We start from the raw sequence: 17,509 nt of genomic DNA on the forward strand, positions 1-17,509 counted from the left end.
TTTCGCAAGCCCTATGCAAGTCGTGGCGGCCGATTATCATGGACACCAATGGACGAATTTCTTCCCACCAAGATCATGGACCTGCTGATCGACACCATCTGCGTGGTCGATGAAGCGGGCCGTTTCGTCTACATCAGCGCTTCCGGCGAGCGTCTGCTCGGCTATGCGCCGGAAGAACTGATCGGCCGCAACATGATTGAATTGGTGCATCCGGAAGATCGCGCGCGCACCCTGTCGATGGTCGACGAGATCATGGACGGCGAGCCCGCGATGCATTTCGAGAATCGCTATATCCGCAAGGATGGCGGGGTGGTGCACATCATGTGGTCAGCGCGCTGGTCGGCGTCCGACCGGCTGCGTTTTGCGGTTGCGCGCGACGTGACGGAGATCAGGCGCGTCAATCTCGTCAGAAGCGCGTTGTACGAGATTTCCGAGGCGTCGCATCACAGCACGAGCCTGGACGCCCTTTGCAGGCGAATACATGAGATCGTCGCCGGGTTGCTGCCGGCTACGGACTTTCAGGTTGCACTATATGAACCCGATACGGACAGGTGGCATTTCCCGTACGCGGTTTCGGAGACGCACGACCCGGAGGCAGTCGAGCCGTTTGTGCCCGATGGGGACTCGCTGATTGACCTGGTGGTACGCACCGGCCAAATTCAGGTCTCGCCAGCTTTAAGGCCGGTTTCATCGGCATCCACGAGTGGCGACTGGCTGGCCGCGCCGCTGATCACCCAACGCGGGGTCATCGGCGCCATCGCCCTGCGTACTCGAGCCGATCACCCGCAGTACACGGGGGAAGATCGCGAATTGCTGCAATTCGTCTCGGCGCAGATCGCAACGGTGATCGAGCGCAAGCAGGCCGAAACGCGGTTGGAGCACATGGCGTTGCACGATCCGTTGACCGGCCTGCCCAACAGAACTCTTTTTTACGACCGTTTCGACATGGCCTTGGAGCACGCCAGACGTACGCATGGACAACTTGCCCTGCTGTTTCTCGATCTGGACGATTTTAAGAGTGTCAACGACGGGTTCGGCCACGATGTCGGCGACCGGTTGCTGTGCGAGGTGGCCGCTCGCCTGCGACGAACCCTGCGTGCCGAGGATGCGGTGGGACGCATGGGCGGGGATGAATTCACTGTGCTGTTGACGCATATGCGCGATCATGCGGACGCTCGGCAGGTCGGGCGGAAATTGATGAGTGTCCTCGCGGAACCCTTCCTGCTCGATGGTGCGCGCGTGACGCTAGGCACGAGTATAGGGATGGCGTGCTATCCGGATGATGGCGATACTCGCGAGACGCTTTTCCGCAAGGCGGACGCGCACATGTATGTACAAAAGCACTCCGAGGCGGCGCGCTGATCGTAGCCGATCGGGGTGGGGGCAGGCAGGCCGAGCCCCCATGTCTTCCAGGCGGCAGCTCGATACCATCGTCGCGATGTCATGAAACTTAAAAATAAAATTCAAACATCGTGAATATTTTATCAAGCATTTGATTTATAGTTATTTTTCAGGATTTATGCAATCGCGCTTAAGGTTGGTGTCAGGCTCCCGGCACTCGCTCACCGAAGAATATCCCGCTGTTCCCGTCACCTGACCACCGCGTCGGGTGCCGCGCTGGTATTCCATCAAACTGGTATTCCATCAAAGCAGAGGTGAGTCCATGCAAGGTTTGTTTGCCGTACGGCCACTGGTGATTGCACTGGCGACGCTGGGGGTGGGCGCGCTGCCCACGGTTGCGTTGGCTGCCAATGACGCTGGGGTCACCCGCGATCAGAAATCTTCACAGACGGATATCAATGTCGGCAAGGTCAGCGCGACAATCGGTTCGGAATCCACCTTGATGGGGAACGATGCCAAGGCGCTGACGCAAAAAGGCAATTTCAAGTCGGGACAGTCCATCAAGGTGCTCGGCCAACACGAAATGGCCGCGGCGGGTCCTGTCGGTGGCAGCGCGCAGGCCTTGAGCTATGCGCCGGGCGTGAGTGTTTCCGGATACGGCGGAACGGGTGCAACCAAGAATTCGATCAGCGTCAACGGCATCAAGCAGGGTTGGGGCGGTTTCGCGGGCGGACAGATCGACGACGGCAGCGTGTCGGTCACCTTCGACGGGGTGCCGATGGTCGATCCCTCGACCGGCCTATGGGAAAGCCCGCAGGTGCCGCAGCTGGATCTGTTGCAGGGGATTGGCATCACCTATGGCCCGGGCAACCCGCTGGATCGCTGGTACAACAACATTGGCGGTCAGATAGCCTTCGTGCCGTTGCAGCCTGCACGCAAGCCTGGCGCCAAGGTCAAGCTTACGTACGGCAGCTACAACGCGCGCAATCTGTTCGTTTCGGGACGCACGGGCGATATCGGTGGCTGGTCCACGGTGGTGGCCGGCGGTGTCGGCTCCAGCGACAGTTACCGCAAGAGCCCGGACGGCTTCAAGAGCCCGAGCTACAACTACGCGTGGTTCGCCAAAACCATCAAGACCTTCAGCAATGGCAATTTTTCGGTGGGCGCCTATCTGGCCAAGGGATCGGGTTATCGTCCGGTTCCGATTCCGATAACCCCCATCGCGGGGGTTACGCTGAATGGCACGCCGAACAGCCCGTTGTACAGCCAGCAAACCTCGGGGTATTACTCGTCGATTCCGGGAAGCGTGTGGAACAAGCAGGACAGCAACGAAACCTGGTTGCTGTACAGCAAGCTGAATGTCGCCCTCGACCGCACAACGAGCGCGCACAACATGGTCTGGTATCGCTATGGCCATCGTCTGCATTTTCATTACAACAATTACGGGTTGGGCAATCCGTCAAATCTTTACGAATACAACAATCCGCGAGACGACGTGTACGGCGACAAGCTTTGGCTGTCGGTGAGCCTGCCGTACAATGAAGTGAATTTCGGCGGGTTTTTCCTCAAGAGCCACTATAATTCGCGCAACGCGTTTTATAATCCCAATGCGCCATACTACGGCTCCGCAGCGGTGCCGAATGCACACTACCGCAGCGACTACTGGGATCAAACCGATATCGCTGCCTTCGTGCAGGACCGCATCAGTCCCGTCGACAACGTGCACGTAACGCCGGGCGTGCGTCTGATCAAATATTTCACCCGCTACTATCCGGCCGCGGCGGGTGATTTCGCCCAGGCCTACGCCCTGTATCCGAACAACAATCAGGGGCAACTGCCACCGGCCAAGAATGCCTTCGTGAAAATCGAGCCCTCAATCGATTTCAACTGGAAGGTGCAGCGAAACGTGGCGTTGTTCGCGAATTATTCGACCGCCCACAAGGAGCCGCAGGTTGGTGGCGGCGGCGGTCTTTACCAGTCAACGCCTCCGGTCTACAGTCTGGAAAAAAGCACGGATTACAATGTCGGCATCAAGGTTCATGTGCGCCAGGTGACCTATCTGCACGATTTCATGTTCAGCGCGAGCTACTACCACCTGCATTACGCCAATCAATACATCCCGCTCTATGACGCCAACGGTAATTACCTTGGCGATGCCAATGGGGATTCCGTCTATCAGGGCGTCAATCTTGCGGTCAACGACAAGCCATTTGCCGGCGCATCGGTATTCGCCAATCTGAATCTGGAAAGCGCGAAGTTCACACACTACGTGACGGGCGGCGTCAGCTACGATGGACTCCCGGTCTCGAATGTGCCGGACAGCACCTTCAATGTCGGCGGCGACTACAATACCTATGTCGCGGGTGGCGTGCTGACGCCGCGTCTGTGGTATCAGTACATGGGTGCTCAGGCCATCTTCAACGACAATACCGGCGCGCCCAGCCGCCGCAAGCTGGCGGGTTACGGCACCCTCAATCTGGGGTTTGGTTATACGCTGCCGACGCCTGCCAACGGCGCCGGGCTCAAGGACGTCAAGTTGAGCCTGGAGGTGTTGAATGTGACCGACGCCCGCTACAACGCCTTCGAGTATGTCACCGGCGGCGGTCTGCTCGGCGGCAATTCGGCGGGACAGTTGCTGGTGCTGCCGGGCGAGCCGACCACGGTCTACACCAGCCTTACGGCCAATTTCTGATGCCCTGACGTGGCGGCGGCGCGGACCGTTGGCGTCCGCGCCGCCGCAAGATCGTCCCGTGTCGGATCGCTCAGCGCCCGGGCAGGGTCACTTCGAGCGTTTTCCCGCCGTAGCCATAGCGCTGATCGCGTGCCTGGATGATCACATTGCGCACGCTGTGCGGGATCGTGACGCCATACAGATCGCGAGTGAACGGTTGCTCGGTGGCATGGTCGTGCAACAGTTTGCGCTCGCCGTAGACGGTCCCGTCCGCGCCGCTGACGCGGAAGCCGTCCGCATATCGCTGCGGGCTGTCGTAAGGCGAGGAAATCGTGACGTCGAAGTCGAAGGAATCCGCGCCGTGCGGCGTTACGTCGGCCGCCACCACGTCGGGAAATCTTTGTTCGGCGGCACCGGCTTCGTCTGGCAAGATCGTCAGGCAGCCGATGAGGGCGAGAACGGCCAGCGGGCCGCTGCGGCAAGGGTGGCTTCGATGCATAAGGGGCGTTCCTGTTGGGGTGAAAGACGGTCGCCCGACGCGTGCACGATCGGCGCTGGGCGTGGTCTTACATCTCTAGCGCCTGTTCATGCTATGGGGTTGCGTGTTGCCGGAGCCACTTTTCGTGGCGTGCCCGGCACCGCGCGACGCGAAAGGCGGTCCGGGCCTGCGGGTTGCGGCTGAAATCCAGCCACTTGGCGTTGCGCCGTCGCTGATTTGGCATTACCAAACTGCGCTCCTCGCGCCTTGATTGGCGGTTTTGCAGTCACAACAGCACGCCACCCCATCGTGTGTGGACAGGTCCTAGGGTTTTTGGGGCACGTCGTAGACCTTGCTGATCTGCTCTGCGAACCGCGCGGGTTGCGCGATGACACCGAGCTGGGTATGCACGCGCGCACCCTGCTTGAAGGCGATCTGCGCGGGCAGGGCGATGATGCCGAAGGGCTTGGCCTCGGCGGGGATTCGATACCAGGGCGCCCATTGCACGCGTACGAACGAAATGCGCTGATCGAAGCGGGTGCTGACGGCCTGGAACGGGGCGTTGGCATGCACGCAATAGACGCAGCCCGGGTCGGGGCTCGTGAACTGGACGACGACGTCGGTGTGCGATTCCAGATAGGCGGGCAGCGCCTTGATCGGCAGTGTGGTGACATCGGCCAGTCCTTGCGCGGTAGGTGTCATGCAGAACAACGTCAACACGGCGATTCGCAATCGGCTCGACATTGGATGCTCCTCTTGGGTTGGCGCGGCGCGCCAGTCGCGCCAGCAAACTTAAGCATGTCCCGGTGTACATGACAAGCGCATGCGCATCTGTTCGGACGCGTTGCGAGGGCCTCCCCGGCCGAAGGATCGGAGTGTCCGCGCGCCGTGAATTGAAGTCGCTTTGATCGAAGTCAACGCGGGGAGTGATTTCGTGCCGTCGCCGCTTGCGTGCTGAAACGCGCCTGCGTAGCTTCGCTTTTCACCCGCACTCGCCGAAATCGCCGCATGGCATATGGTTGGAAATTCGCGCCATGCATGGGAGTGGTGCGTGTGGACGGGTGGATTTTTCCATTGGAATGTCTGCATCAAAAAATACGCTGAGGAGTCATCGCACATGAAGAAAACCCTGATCGCTGCCGCGGTGGGCGCGATAATCGCGGCCCCTGCCATTGCGCAGGCGGATGTGACCCTGTACGGCAAGTTCGAGCCTTCGCTCGACTACCTCAACACCAACACCACCAATGGTGTGACCAACGGCAGCTCCACCAGCAAGAGCATCTCCGGGTTCTCCCTGAACAGCTCGCGCTGGGGCATCAAGGGCTCGGAGGATCTGGGCGACGGTCTGCGCGCCCTGTTCCAGGTCGAGAGCTCGATTTCAAGCAACGCCAAACCGCAACTGGGCAACCGCAATACCTTCGTCGGCATCGCCGGCGGCTTCGGCACGGTGATCGCCGGTCGTCACGACACGCCGATGAAGAGCCTGGGCCGCGCGGTCGACCTGTTCGGCGATCAGATCGGCGACAGCCGCAACCTGATCAGCGGCAAGTACAACGGCAGCGTGGGCTTCGAYCWGCGCGTRCCGGAYRTGRTCGCCTACGTGACCCCGCAGATGGGCGGCTTCAAGGCCGTCGCGGCCTATGTGTTCGACGGCGGCGTGAAGAACGCGGGCACCTACAGCCTGCTGGGGCAGTACGCGATGGGTCCGATGATGGTCGGTCTGGCCTACGAGAACCACGGCAAGGGCCTGTACAACGGCGCCAAGCCGGAAACCGGCCTGCGTCTGGCGGGCAGCTACAAGCTGGGCGCCTTCAAGCTGGTGGGCCTGGTCGAGCAGCTGACCAACCTGGGCGGCTACGAGTACGTGGGCAACAACACCGCGAACCCGAAGGCCAAGGCGACCGTGTACGGCGTCGGCGGCAAGTACACCATGGGTTCGAACGCGCTCAAGGCGCAGGTGTACCAGTCCAACCCGGACGGCAGCAACAACAACTCCACGATGTGGGCCGTGGGCTTCGACCACACCTTCAGCAAGCGCGTGATGGCCTTCGTCGACTATGCGCAGATGACGAACCAGAACGGCGCCAAGATGAACGTGTGGGGCGGCGGTCACGTCGCGACGTACGTGGATGCGACCAACAACGCCGCCTCCATCTCGGTGGCGCCCGGCAAGAACCCCTATGCCATTTCCACCGGCATGATGATCAAGTTCTAAGCCCGAGCGGCCAGCGCTTGATCCGGGGCGGGCGCCTGCGGGCGCCCGTCTTCGTTCGCGATTCGGCCGCCCGGGCGGGCCGCCTTGGCGCGGACGTTGGTTTGTTTCGACGATATCGGGAGGGGAGCGCATGAACGGACAGGAACGAAACAGGAGCGCATGCGATGACCATCAAATGGACCCGGGATCTGAATACCGGTATCGACGTGATCGACAGGCAGCATATGCGGATCGCGGATTACATTAACGAGCTTGAAGATATCCATCATCAGGGAGATCGTCAGACCATCGGCAGGGTTCTGGACGAACTGATGGATTACACCCTTTCCCATTTCGCCTTCGAGGAACGCCTGCAGGAAGAGGCCGGGTACGAATATGCGGGGCCGCACAAGAAGGTGCACGAACTATTTGCGCGGCGGGTGCGGCAGTATCTCGACCGATTCCGGTTGGGCGACGACGTGGCAGGCGAGATCCACGGTTTGCTGCGGACCTGGTTGATCAGCCATATCAAACACGACGACGCGGACTATGTGTCCGCGGTGCGCGACAACATGCTGGAAATCGTTGCCGACAAACAGCGCCGCCGGCGAGAGGGCTGGTTGAGCCGTCTGCTGGGTTAACGGGTAGTCACCGGCGGGCGCGCCAAGCCCGCCGGCCATCCGCCGCAAAGGACATCGCGAGGCCGGCTTGCCTGTGCCTGTGGGCTTTGCTAGCCTCGCCTTCTCTGATCGATTTTTCTAATTAATAATAAATGACAAAGGGGTGTGCAATGCGGCTCGTCTATCCGAACGAGAAGCGACTTTTCGTGCTGCTCGCGATTATTTCCACGCTGGTCTGGGTCGCCGTGCTTGTGGGGACGGTGGGCATGGTACTCATCTACGCACTGCTGTTCTGGGTGGTTTACCTGTTCGCACAGTCTGCGTTCATTGCCCATCTCAAGGGCAATGGCGTGAAAATTACCGCGGCCCAGTTCCCTGATATCCACGAGCGGCTCGAACGGGCCTGCGAACGACTCGGAGTGACGCCGCTGCCGGAAGCCTATCTGATCAACTCGCACGGCATCGTCAACGCCTTGGCAACCCGTTTTCTCGGTCGTGACTTCCTGGTGCTTTATTCGGACGCGATCGAAGCGCTGGCCGAGCGACCCAATGCGGTCGATTTCTACATCGGGCACGAGCTGGGCCACATCCGCCGCAAGCACCTGCGGCATGCGCCGCTGCTTCTGTTCGGCTCGCTGCTGCCGTTGATCGGGGCGGCCTATTCGCGCGCCCGCGAATACACCTGCGATCTGCACGGTTTGGCCTGCTGCGCGGATACCGGCGATGCACAGCGGGCGCTTGCTGTGCTGGCAGCCGGCAACCATCTGTGGCCCAGGCTCGACCTGGACGCCTATCGCGCACAGTTGCCGCCGACGGGTGGATTCTGGATGTCCTTTCATGAGTTGACGGCCGACTATCCCTGGCTGGTCAAGCGCCTGGAATATGTGGCCGCGACGGCGGAGCAACGTGCGCCCGAGCGTCCACGCCGTAGCGCGCTGGCCTGGGTGCTGGCCGCCTTCGTGCCCCGGCTGGGCGGTCGCGCCGGCGGTCTCGCGCCGCTTCTGATCGTGGTGGCCATGATCGGCATCCTGGCCGCCATCGCCATTCCTGCGTATCAGAACTACACCGCCCGCGCGAACGTGGCCTTGGCGCTGCAGCAGGTCGAGCCGCTCAAGCAGCGGGAGTACCGCTACATTCTCGAGCATCGTGCGTTTCCGGCCACGCTCGACGATATCGGCGCGGCGGATTTCCGTTCGCCACAGATTGCCGCGATCGAAGTCGGCGACAAGGGAAGCCTGATCGTTCATCTGGCGGGTCGAGTGCCGGCCCTGCGCGACAAAACCGTGGTGGTCAGCCCGTACATCAGCGATGGACGGCTGCACTGGCGCTGTACGGGCGGCAGTGTGGCCAAGGGGCTGCGCCCGCCGGCATGCCGCTAACGCGCCTGATGCGCAGCGCCTTGCCGAGCTGACACACGCGGGGTCCCGCGGGGCGGCCGCTCGGTCGCCCCGAGCCGCATCCGCGCGTGCGTGCGTGCGCGTGGCAGTGTCTTCATCTGTCCTTGGTTATTCGAATTTCTTAATAAGCCATTATATTTGATCATGTTTTGGGTGGCTTGTTGCTTGAGGTCCCGGTTGCGGCTGTGTTTAGAATGGGCGTGTCAATGCGGCGGTATTCGACCGATACATCATAAGGGGGGCTCATCATCCTGGAGTGAACTTATGATCCGATCGACCGAATGGCGTATCGCAGGGTGTGCCCTGGCGGCCGGCTTGCTGTACGGCGGCCAGGCTCTGGCGGCCGGGCACATCTTGCCCAATTCCCTGAGCCTGGGTGGTGGTCTGGTGACCGAGTATCAGTACAAGGGGTACGCATACCCGGCTCAAACCCCCGGCGGCGATTTCAAGCTCGATTATTTCGAGGTCAACGTCAAAGGGCATCATGGCGCCCTCAGCTACGCGGCGGAAGAACGCTTCTCCGGGGTGAATTTCAACAGTCCTTACCAGTTCCTGCACTATGGCTGGGCGGCCTACCGTTTCGGCGAGGGCGGCGACGAGCAGATCAAGGTGGGATATTTCAAGGTGCCCTTCGGCACGCTGCCCTACGGCTATCAGAGCTTCTGGGGCAACCTGGGCTACTACGCCGGCCTGACCGACAATCAGGCGGCCGGCATCGGCTACCGTTACATGCCGGGAAACTGGCGTTTCGACGCCGATTTCTTCAAGAACAATACCCTGGGTCAGGTGACGACCTACGGCATCAATCCCGTGGGTAATTACCATAGCATCAACACGGTTAATCTGCGTGCAGCCTATACCGTGCACGATGGCGCCACCGATCATGTGACCTTCGCCTGGTCGGGCAAGGGCGGCCAGCTCGAGTTGGGGCCGACGCCGAACAGTCGACATACCGGCAAGCAATGGGCCACCGCGGCATCGATGAACGGTCACTGGGGGCCGTGGACGCTGCAGATGCAGGCGACCGCGTATGCCTACCTTGTCCCCGCAGACAGCGGCTATCCGCGTCACTCGATCACTGTCGAAAGTTACGGCTACCAGTATCAGCTTCCCGCCAGGGGGCAGTTGTACGATGCCAGCCTGGGGCGCAGGTTTTCAGTGAACTGGGGGCCGTTTCGCAGTATCCAAGTCTATGACGACTACGGTTACCTCAAGGTCGGCACGCCTTCGCGGCGGTTCCTCGATGCCGGCGGCCAATCGGTGGGTGACATCCAGCTCAACGAGACCGGCGTCGCAGCCGTCGCCGGCCCGGTGTACCTGTGGGCAGAGATGATTGCCGGCAAGAACGCGGCGGGACCGGGATTCACCGGCTACGACAATGGTCACTGGTATTCGCGCTTCAATCTGGCGATGGCCTACTACTTCTCGACCGCGAGCGGTTGAGTGGTTGAACGGTTGCCGCGCCGGCGGTGTCTGTCTGCCTCTTGAGTGGCAAGCGGCGGGCGCGGGCGGCGAGTTCCTGCCTGCCCGCGAAGCCGCCTGCGGGAGGGGCGTGATCTGGTCGGCAGCGCACCGGTTTGGTGCGCTTGTCCGATGCTTGCGCCGTCGTTTGATGCGACTTTTTCTTGTTGATCCGGATGCTATTTGGCGCGCTTTGCACTAGCTTTAAAGGGGATGGGGGGCCTCATTATGGTGCGGGTCGCGCCATGCACGGCGCCGCAAACGGACGCCGGCTCATGGTACGTTCAAGCCATGGTCCGGTGTGTGGAGTGGGCGTGGCGGGGAGTGCGCAGGCGCGCTCCGCGCGCGGCGACTCGGCCCGACGGTGCCGGGCTCCCGTGGCACTGCAATTGCATCCGTTGCAAGTGGAGGCGTCCTCTGTTGGTCCGTGCCGATACAAAAACCAAGAATAACGGAGCAGGGACAAACCTCAGGTGGAACGTCCGTATCTGAAACGGTTGGTTTCGAGAGAGGGTATGTCCATGACCATATTCAATCGCTATCAGTCTCGATATGCGCAAAGCCGTGAAGAGGAGCTGACGCTCCAGGAATACCTGGAGTTGTGCAAGCAGGATCCCACCGTGTACGCCACCGCGGCCGAACGCATGCTGATGGCGATCGGTGAGCCGGAACTGCTGGATACGCGCCATGACGCGCGCCTCAGCAGAATTTTTTCCAACAAGATCATCAAAATCTATCCTGCGTTCAGGGAATTCTACGGGATGGAGGAAACCATCGAGCAGATCGTGGCCTACTTCCGTCACGCGGCGCAGGGCCTGGAGGAGAAAAAGCAGATACTCTACCTGCTTGGACCTGTCGGCGGCGGCAAGTCTTCACTGGCTGAAAAACTCAAGTCATTGATGGAAAAAGTCAGTTTCTATGCGATCAAGGGTTCTCCGGTCAACGAGTCGCCGCTCGGCCTGTTCTCCCCGACCGAAGATGCCGAAATCCTCGAAGAGGATTACGGCATCCCTCGCCGATACCTCAAGGGCATCATGTCTCCCTGGGCGGTCAAGCGCCTGCATGAGTTTCGCGGCGATATTTCCAAGTTCAAGGTCGTCAAACTCAAACCCTCGGTGCTCGAACAGATCGGCATCGCCAAGACCGAGCCCGGCGACGAGAACAACCAGGATATCTCCTCGTTGGTCGGCAAGGTCGACATCCGCATGCTGGAGCAATACTCGCAGGACGATCCCGATGCCTATGCCTACTCGGGAGGGCTGTGCCTCGCCAACCAGGGCTTGCTCGAATTCGTCGAGATGTTCAAGGCTCCGATCAAGGTGCTGCACCCGCTGCTCACCGCCACCCAGGAAGGCAACTACATGGGCACAGAGGGGCTGTCCGCGATCCCGTTTGACGGCATCGTCCTGGCGCACTCCAACGAATCGGAATGGCAGTCCTTCAAGAACAACCGCAACAATGAAGCCTTCCTCGACCGCATCTATATCGTCAAGGTTCCTTACTGCCTGCGCGTGTCAGAGGAGGTGAAGATCTACGAGAAACTGCTCAAGAACAGCTCGCTTTCGGATGCGATATGCGCACCGCACACGCTCGAGATGATGGCTCAGTTTGCCGTGCTTTCCCGGCTCAAGGAACCTGAAAACTCGAATATCTACTCGAAAATGCGCGTTTACGACGGCCAGAACCTGAAAGACGTCGATCCAAAGGCGAAGTCCTATCAGGAATACCGAGAATACGGTGGCGTCGACGAGGGCATGAACGGGCTGTCGACGCGCTTCGCATTCAAGATCCTGTCGCGCGTATTCAATTACGATCATCAGGAGGTCGCGGCCAATCCCGTGCATCTCCTGCACGTGCTCGAACAGCAGATCGAGCAGGAGCAATATCCGCCCGAGGTGCGCGATGCCTATGTTTCTTATCTCAAGGAATATCTGGCTCCGCGATATGCAGAATTTATCGGCAAGGAAATACAGACCGCGTATCTGGAGTCGTATTCAGAGTACGGGCAGAATATTTTCGACCGCTATGTCACCTATGCCGATTACTGGATACAGGATGAGGAATACCGGGATCCGGATACCGGCGAGGTGCTCGATCGCGCCTCGCTCAACGAGGAGCTCGAGAAAATCGAAAAGCCCGCCGGCATCAGCAACCCGAAGGATTTTCGCAACGAGATCGTCAACTTCGTCTTGCGCGCGCGCGCCAACAACCATGGCAAGAACCCTGCATGGACGAGCTACGAAAAATTGCGCGAAGTGATCGAAAAGAAGATGTTTTCGAGCACCGAGGAACTGCTGCCGGTCATCTCCTTCAATGCCAAGTCCTCGGCGGAGGATCAGCGCAAGCATCAGGACTTCATCGAGCGCATGGTGAGCAAGGGATACACCGAAAAGCAGGTGAGATTGCTGGCCGAGTGGTATCTGCGCGTTCGCAAATCCTCCTGAGCGGGGTAGTCTGATGAGTCAGCTGATTGACAGACGGCTGAATGGGCGCAACAAGAGTGCGGTCAATCGCCAGCGCTTCATTCGCCGCTACAAGAGCCAGATCAAGCAGGCGGTGGGTGATGCCATTGCCGGTCGCAGCATCACCGATGTCGACAAGGGCGAGCAGATCAGTATTCCGAGCAAGGACATATCGGAGCCGATCTTCCATCATGCGCCATCGGGTCGTCGCGAGGCCGTGCACCCCGGCAATCACGATTTCGTGACGGGCGACCGGATTAGGCGCCCGAATTCCGGAAGCGCGAGTGGCGGCAGCGGCGCCAGTCCGGATGGCGAGGGTGAGGACGATTTCGTGTTCAATCTCTCGCAGGAGGAATTTCTCGAGTTCTTTTTCGAAGACATGGCCCTGCCGGATCTGGTGAAAACGCAGCTCGCCAAGATCGATGACTACAAGTCCGTGCGTGCGGGCTACACGCCAAGCGGCGTGCCGACCAATATAGACGTAGTGCGCTCGCTGCGCGGTGCGCTGGCACGGCGCATGGCGCTGGGAGCGCCGCACCGCAGGCAGATCCGTGAATTGGAAGCCACGCTGGAAGCGCTGCTGAGCGAGTGTGCCGAGGACGATTCGGAAAGGATTCGATCCCTGCGAGACGAAATCGCCGAACTCCGCCAGCGCATCGAGCGCATTCCGTTTCTGGACACCTTCGATCTGCGCTACCGCAACCGGGTGCGCCAGCCGACCCCGGCATCGCAAGCCGTGATGTTCTGCCTCATGGATGTTTCCGGGTCCATGGATGCGACGCGCAAGGATATCGCCAAGCGCTTTTTCATCCTGCTCTATCTGTTTCTGACCAGGAATTACGAACATATCGAAGTCGTCTTCATTCGCCACCACACGACCGCCATGGAGGTCGACGAACACGATTTCTTCTATGCCCGCGAAACCGGCGGCACCGTGGTGTCGAGCGCGCTGGAGCTCACCTACGAAGTGATCCGCGATCGCTATCCGTCTTCGCAATGGAATCTTTATGTCGCCCAAGCCTCCGATGGCGACAACTGGAGCGACGACTCGCCGCTGTGCCGGGATCTGCTGATCGAGAAAATCATGCCGTGCCTGCAGTATTACGCCTATGTCGAAATCGAGGCGGAAAAACCGCAGAACCTGTGGATGGAGTACGAGAAGGTCCAGGCGGCTTGCGAGAACTTCGCCATGCAGAGAATCCGCACTCCGGGGGATATCTATTCCGTTTTTCGCGAACTGTTCAGGAAGCGGCTGTCATGACGCGCCGGCAATGTCTCTCCGAGGGTTCCGAGTGGACGTTCGAGCTGATCCAGCGCTACGAAAAGGAAATTGCGCGCGTGGCTTCGCACTACGGCCTCGATACCTATCCCAATCAGATCGAGATCATCAGTGCGGAGCAGATGATGGACGCCTATTCGTCTGCCGGCATGCCTGTGGGTTATCACTACTGGTCGTACGGCAAGCAGTTCATTGCCGTCGAGCAGCGCTACAAGCGAGGGCAAATGGGACTGGCGTACGAGATCGTGATCAATTCCGATCCCTGCATCGCCTACCTCATGGAAGAAAACACCATGATGATGCAGGCGTTGGTGATCGCGCACGCCAGCTATGGGCACAATTCCTTCTTCAAGGGCAATTATTTGTTCCGTACCTGGACCAATGCCGATGCCATCATCGACTACCTGCTGTTTGCCAAGCACTACATCGCGCATTGCGAGGAACGTTACGGCGAAGAGGCCGTCGAGTTGCTGCTCGATTCCTGCCATGCGCTGATGAACTACGGCGTCGACCGCTACAAGCGTCCGACCCGGCTTTCGGCGCAGCGTGAAATAGCACGCCAGCGTGAGCGCGAGGCCTACCGCCAGTCCCTGATCAACGATCTGTGGCGGACCATCCCGACCCGTCCCACCGACGAGGCCCGGGACGATGATGCGGAGCGTTTTCCGCAGGAGCCGCAGGAGAACCTGCTGTATTTCATCGAGAAGAACGCGCCGCTGCTCGAACCCTGGCAACGGGAGATCGTACGTATCGTGCGCAAGATCGCGCAATATTTCTTCCCACAGCGCCAGACCCAGGTGATGAACGAGGGTTGGGCCACATTCTGGCATTACACGCTCATCAACCACCTGTACGACGAAGGCCTGCTCAGCGACGGCTTCATGCTGGAATTCATGCAGTCGCACACCAATGTCGTCTTCCAGCCCGGTTACGACGACCCGCGCTACGGCGGCATCAACCCCTATGCGCTGGGCTTTGCGATGATGAGCGACATCCGTCGCATCTGCGAGCATCCGACCGACGAGGATCGTCAGTGGTTTCCTGAGCTGGCGGGGAGCGACTGGCTGCAGTCGCTGGATTTCGCGATGCGCAACTTCAAGGACGAGAGCTTCATCGTGCAGTACCTCTCGCCCAAGGTCATCCGCGACCTAAAGCTGTTTTCCGTGCTGGACGACGACGAGCGCGAGAACCTCGAGATATCGGCGATCCACGACGAAGCCGGCTACCGCTACGTGCGCGACGCCCTGGCCGAGCAATACAACCTCGGCAGCCGCGAACCCGACATCCAGATCTACGACGTCGACCGTCGCGGCGACCGTTCGCTCACCCTGCGCCACACCCGGCACAACCGGCGCGAACTGGGCGAGTCGACCGACGAGGTGCTGCGCCACCTGGCGCGGCTGTGGGGTTTCGACGTGCGCCTGGAGACGGTGTTCGAGGACGGCAGCGTGGAAATCACCCACGAATGCCTCGTCGAACCGAGCGCGGCTCCAGGCCGAGTGACCATGCGATGACGGGGGCCGCGCCGATCCATCTGCTCGGTTTCGGGTTGGTCAGCCTCGCGATGGTGCTGACCCCGGGGCCGAACATGATCTATCTGCTGTCGCGCACCCTCTGCCAGGGGCGCCGCGCGGGACTGGTGTCGTTGGCCGGCGTGGCCACCGGCTTCGTCTGCTACATGCTGTGCGCCGCGCTCGGCATCACCGCACTGCTGCTGGTGGTGCCCTACGCCTACGATGCCCTGCGCGCGGCCGGCGCGGCCTACCTGCTGCTGTTGGCCTGGCAGGCGGTACGCCCCGGCGGGCGCTCGCCGTTCGAGTTGCGCGCCCTGCCGATCGCAAGCGGCCGTCGGCTGTATTTGTCAGCTCTATTGACGGCTCTGCTCAATCCCAAGGCCGCCGTGCTTTATCTCTCGTTGCTGCCGCAATTCATGACCCCGCATGGCGATGTATTCCTGCAGTCGATCGAACTCGGCACGACGCAGATCCTGGTGAGTCTCACCGTCAACGGGCTGATCGTCATCGCCGCCGGCAGCGTCGCCGTCTTCCTGGCGCGTCGGCCCGCCTGGATGCTGATGCAGCGCTGGCTGATGGGGCTGGTGCTTCTGGGGCTTGCCGCGCGTCTGGCCTTCGACCGCCCGCGGTAAAGCATCCCGGCACCCTTGATCCTGCCCGCAGGCGACGGAATATTCCCCGGAGAAGGCGTGCCGAGGCGAATTCCCGTAGCGCAACTTGATCCCGGTCGTCACGCATTGCCTTGCGATCTTCCATACTTTCCCGGAACGCGCCGGCTGCGGCGAGGCGAGGGTGACGCACCATGGAGTTCAAGGATTACTACCGGCTGCTGGACGTGGCGCGCGACGCGACGCAGGACGAGATCAAGCGCGCCTACCGCAAACTGGCGCGAAAATACCATCCGGACGTGAGCAAGGAGGCGGATGCCGAAGAGCGCTTCAAGGAGGTCAACGAGGCCTACGAAGTGCTCAAGGATCCCGAGAAACGCGCCGCCTACGACCAGCTGGGCGCCAACTGGAAGGCCGGGCAGGACTTCCGGCCGCCGCCGGACTGGAACCAGGGCTTCGAATACCACGACATGAATCCCGAGGACGCGGCGCAGTTCAGCGATTTCTTCGAGAGCCTGTTCGGCGGCGATTTTGCCGGCGGCCATGCCCGCCGTGCGCGCGGAGGCGCACATGGGGCGCACTTTCATGCCCGCGGCGAGGACGCGCACGCCCGCGTCGCCATCGCGCTGGAAGACGCCTACCGCGGCGCCACGCGCAGCCTCGCGCTCAAGCACACCGAACTCGGCGCCGACGGCCGCCCGCATCTGGTCGAGCGCACCCTGAACGTACGCATCCCCAAGGGCGTGCGCGAGGGTCAGATGATTCGCCTGAGCGGCCAGGGCGGGCCAGGCATCGGCGGCGGCGCTGCCGGCGACCTGTATCTCGAGGTCACCTTCGAGCCGCACGGCCTGTACCGCGTCGAGGGCCGCGACGTCTATCTTTCGCTGCCGGTCGCCCCCTGGGAGGCGGCGCTCGGCGCCAGCGTCGAGGCGCCGACGCCGGACGGGCGGGTGGATCTGAAGATTCCGCCGAACTCGGCGGGCGGGCGCCGGCTGCGTCTGCGCGGGCGCGGGATTCCAGGCGATCCGCCGGGCGATCTCTACGTGGTCCTGAGCATCGCACTGCCGCCCGCCGACACCGAGGCCGCGCGCGAGGCCTATCGTACCTGCGCCCGCAGCATGCCCTTCGACCCCCGCGCCGATCTCACGGGAGGACGCCCATGAGCCGAGACATACCGACGCCGCTCAGCGGCGATCTGCTGGCCGACGAGTTCGAGCTGACCCTGCAGGAGCTGTGCGCCGTCTGCCGGGTGCCGGTCGAGCGCATCGTGGAACTGGCGGAGGAGGGGGCGGTGGTGCCGCTGGGACGCGACGTCGGGAGCTGGCGTTTTCGGGCCGTCGCCGTCTACCGCGTGCGCAGCGCATTGCGCCTGCAGCGCGATCTCGGCGTGAATGCGGCCGGTGCCGCGCTGGCGCTGGAACTGCTCGACGAGATCGGGCGCCTGCGCGCACGGCTGGGTCCGGCCGCGGATTGAGGTTACCGCT

14 protein-coding genes are annotated in these 17,509 nt (G+C 61.3%); 12 read left to right on the top strand and 2 right to left on the bottom strand.

Features of this window, described 5'->3' with window-relative positions:
* Positions 1 to 48 precede the first annotated feature (48 nt).
* Together THPRO_RS13385 and THPRO_RS13390 are read left to right on the top strand one after the other, a co-directional pair.
* Entirely contained in the window at positions 49 to 1,362 is a 1,314-nt protein-coding gene (locus tag THPRO_RS13385; protein ID WP_065089741.1) for a GGDEF domain-containing protein, read from the top strand.
* A gap of 301 nt (positions 1,363 to 1,663) precedes the next feature.
* Positions 1,664 to 4,033 carry a TonB-dependent receptor gene (locus THPRO_RS13390; RefSeq protein ID WP_038093962.1) on the top strand — a complete coding sequence of 790 codons (2,370 nt, stop codon included), beginning with the start codon at positions 1,664 to 1,666 and terminating at the stop codon, positions 4,031 to 4,033.
* A 70-nt stretch (positions 4,034 to 4,103) separates the two neighbouring features.
* Here THPRO_RS13390 and THPRO_RS13395 read toward each other — a convergent pair whose 3' ends face one another.
* Together THPRO_RS13395 and THPRO_RS13400 are read right to left on the bottom strand one after the other, a co-directional pair.
* The gene (locus THPRO_RS13395; RefSeq protein WP_065089742.1) at positions 4,104 to 4,511 is read right to left on the bottom strand and encodes a hypothetical protein; all 408 of its coding nucleotides are present in this window, start codon (positions 4,509 to 4,511) and stop codon (positions 4,104 to 4,106) included.
* A gap of 303 nt (positions 4,512 to 4,814) precedes the next feature.
* Positions 4,815 to 5,234: a YbbN family protein gene (locus THPRO_RS13400; protein WP_038093965.1), complete on the bottom strand. Its 420-nt coding sequence runs from the start codon at positions 5,232 to 5,234 to the stop codon at positions 4,815 to 4,817.
* Between the two features lie 373 nt (positions 5,235 to 5,607).
* On the opposite strand from THPRO_RS13400, the gene THPRO_RS13405 reads away from it, so the two are divergent.
* The 10 genes from THPRO_RS13405 (at position 5,608) to THPRO_RS13450 (ending at position 17,499) form a co-directional block, all read left to right on the top strand.
* The gene (locus THPRO_RS13405; RefSeq protein WP_065089743.1) at positions 5,608 to 6,705 is read left to right on the top strand and encodes a porin; all 1,098 of its coding nucleotides are present in this window, start codon (positions 5,608 to 5,610) and stop codon (positions 6,703 to 6,705) included.
* A 164-nt stretch (positions 6,706 to 6,869) separates the two neighbouring features.
* Positions 6,870 to 7,325: a bacteriohemerythrin gene (locus THPRO_RS13410; protein ID WP_038093326.1), complete on the top strand. Its 456-nt coding sequence runs from the start codon at positions 6,870 to 6,872 to the stop codon at positions 7,323 to 7,325.
* 149 nt (positions 7,326 to 7,474) lie between these two features.
* Complete coding sequence (locus THPRO_RS17450) at positions 7,475 to 8,683, top strand: M48 family metalloprotease (protein ID WP_065089744.1); 1,209 nt, start codon at positions 7,475 to 7,477, stop codon at positions 8,681 to 8,683.
* A gap of 282 nt (positions 8,684 to 8,965) precedes the next feature.
* Positions 8,966 to 10,144, top strand: coding sequence for a hypothetical protein (locus THPRO_RS13420; RefSeq protein WP_065089745.1), 1,179 nt, complete (start codon positions 8,966 to 8,968; stop codon positions 10,142 to 10,144).
* A 539-nt stretch (positions 10,145 to 10,683) separates the two neighbouring features.
* Positions 10,684 to 12,606: a PrkA family serine protein kinase gene (locus THPRO_RS13425; protein ID WP_038093353.1), complete on the top strand. Its 1,923-nt coding sequence runs from the start codon at positions 10,684 to 10,686 to the stop codon at positions 12,604 to 12,606.
* A gap of 13 nt (positions 12,607 to 12,619) precedes the next feature.
* Complete coding sequence (locus THPRO_RS13430; protein WP_065089746.1) at positions 12,620 to 13,885, top strand: YeaH/YhbH family protein; 1,266 nt, start codon at positions 12,620 to 12,622, stop codon at positions 13,883 to 13,885.
* Positions 13,882 to 15,417 carry a SpoVR family protein gene (locus THPRO_RS13435; RefSeq protein ID WP_065089747.1) on the top strand — a complete coding sequence of 512 codons (1,536 nt, stop codon included), beginning with the start codon at positions 13,882 to 13,884 and terminating at the stop codon, positions 15,415 to 15,417. Before THPRO_RS13430 ends, THPRO_RS13435 begins: the two co-directional genes overlap by 4 nt.
* Positions 15,414 to 16,049, top strand: a complete 636-nt coding sequence (locus THPRO_RS16850; protein WP_038093320.1) for a LysE family translocator — start codon at positions 15,414 to 15,416, stop codon at positions 16,047 to 16,049. Before THPRO_RS13435 ends, THPRO_RS16850 begins: the two co-directional genes overlap by 4 nt.
* Before the next feature lie 170 nt (positions 16,050 to 16,219).
* The gene (locus tag THPRO_RS13445; RefSeq protein ID WP_038093316.1) at positions 16,220 to 17,188 is read left to right on the top strand and encodes a DnaJ C-terminal domain-containing protein; all 969 of its coding nucleotides are present in this window, start codon (positions 16,220 to 16,222) and stop codon (positions 17,186 to 17,188) included.
* Positions 17,185 to 17,499, top strand: a complete 315-nt coding sequence (locus THPRO_RS13450) for a chaperone modulator CbpM (protein ID WP_038093313.1) — start codon at positions 17,185 to 17,187, stop codon at positions 17,497 to 17,499. Before THPRO_RS13445 ends, THPRO_RS13450 begins: the two co-directional genes overlap by 4 nt.
* Positions 17,500 to 17,509: the final 10 nt, after the last annotated feature.

The organism is Acidihalobacter prosperus (genome assembly GCF_000754095.2).
GTDB classification, from domain to species: Bacteria; Pseudomonadota; Gammaproteobacteria; order DSM-5130; family Acidihalobacteraceae; genus Acidihalobacter; species Acidihalobacter prosperus.

What these genes read in the sequence shown, in the direction of transcription:
- THPRO_RS13385 (WP_065089741.1), top strand. Translation starts at nt 49, where the DNA reads ATGGACGAATTTCTTCCCACCAAGATCATGGACCTGCTGATCGACACC.
- THPRO_RS13390 (WP_038093962.1), top strand. Translation starts at nt 1,664, where the DNA reads ATGCAAGGTTTGTTTGCCGTACGGCCACTGGTGATTGCACTGGCGACG.
- THPRO_RS13395 (WP_065089742.1), bottom strand. Translation starts at nt 4,511, where the DNA reads ATGCATCGAAGCCACCCTTGCCGCAGCGGCCCGCTGGCCGTTCTCGCC.
- THPRO_RS13400 (WP_038093965.1), bottom strand. Translation starts at nt 5,234, where the DNA reads ATGTCGAGCCGATTGCGAATCGCCGTGTTGACGTTGTTCTGCATGACA.
- THPRO_RS13410 (WP_038093326.1), top strand. Translation starts at nt 6,870, where the DNA reads ATGACCATCAAATGGACCCGGGATCTGAATACCGGTATCGACGTGATC.
- THPRO_RS17450 (WP_065089744.1), top strand. Translation starts at nt 7,475, where the DNA reads ATGCGGCTCGTCTATCCGAACGAGAAGCGACTTTTCGTGCTGCTCGCG.
- THPRO_RS13420 (WP_065089745.1), top strand. Translation starts at nt 8,966, where the DNA reads ATGATCCGATCGACCGAATGGCGTATCGCAGGGTGTGCCCTGGCGGCC.
- THPRO_RS13425 (WP_038093353.1), top strand. Translation starts at nt 10,684, where the DNA reads ATGACCATATTCAATCGCTATCAGTCTCGATATGCGCAAAGCCGTGAA.
- THPRO_RS13430 (WP_065089746.1), top strand. Translation starts at nt 12,620, where the DNA reads ATGAGTCAGCTGATTGACAGACGGCTGAATGGGCGCAACAAGAGTGCG.
- THPRO_RS13435 (WP_065089747.1), top strand. Translation starts at nt 13,882, where the DNA reads ATGACGCGCCGGCAATGTCTCTCCGAGGGTTCCGAGTGGACGTTCGAG.
- THPRO_RS16850 (WP_038093320.1), top strand. Translation starts at nt 15,414, where the DNA reads ATGACGGGGGCCGCGCCGATCCATCTGCTCGGTTTCGGGTTGGTCAGC.
- THPRO_RS13445 (WP_038093316.1), top strand. Translation starts at nt 16,220, where the DNA reads ATGGAGTTCAAGGATTACTACCGGCTGCTGGACGTGGCGCGCGACGCG.
- THPRO_RS13450 (WP_038093313.1), top strand. Translation starts at nt 17,185, where the DNA reads ATGAGCCGAGACATACCGACGCCGCTCAGCGGCGATCTGCTGGCCGAC.